General features: G+C 58.3%; 1 protein-coding gene. It reads right to left on the bottom strand.

Translation table 11 applies throughout. The features are described from left to right. On the bottom strand, positions 1-630 hold a 630-nt coding region (locus L5M71_RS23020; RefSeq protein ID WP_263220686.1), incomplete at both ends, for an Ig-like domain-containing protein.

Raw genomic sequence — 630 nt, 5'->3', positions numbered from 1 at the left:
GCCGGTTGGCTGCCATTGTGGGTATAGGTGAAAGTCCCGTCTTGGTTGATGACCAAAGAGCCGCCTGCCACCGCCACCGTGGCCACGCCATTCACGAAGGTGACGGGCTGACCATTGATTTGGGTGATCGTCAGCGTATCGCCATCGGCGTCGGTATCGCGTCCGAGTAGGTCAGTGATGATGTTGCCAGTGACGCTGCCGCCTTCAGCAACCTCGTAAGTGTCATCGATGGCATCGGGTGCGTCGTTCWCGTTATCCACATTCAGGGTCACCGTAGCGGTATCGCTGCCGCCATTACCGTCGGTAATGGTATAGGTGAAGCTGGTTGGCGCCGGTTGGCTGCCATTGTGGGTATAGGTGAAAGTCCCGTCTTGGTTGATGACCAAAGAGCCGCCAGCCACCGCCACCGTGGCCACGCCATTCACGAAGGTGACGGGCTGACCATTGATTTGGGTGATCGTCAGCGTATCGCCATCGGCGTCGGTATCGCGTCCGAGTAGGTCAGTGATGATGTTGCCAGTGACGCTGCCGCCTTCAGCAACCTCGTAAGTGTCATCGATGGCATCGGGTGCGTCGTTCTCGTTATCCACATTCAGGGTCACCGTAGCGGTATCGCTGCCGCCATTACCG

Origin of the sequence: Shewanella sp. SW1, assembly GCF_025653545.1 — a bacterium.
In the GTDB taxonomy this organism is placed as follows: Bacteria; Pseudomonadota; Gammaproteobacteria; order Enterobacterales; family Shewanellaceae; genus Shewanella; species Shewanella oncorhynchi.
Note: the sequence above shows the minus strand (reverse complement) of the source record. Positions and strands in the feature narration are given on the sequence as shown.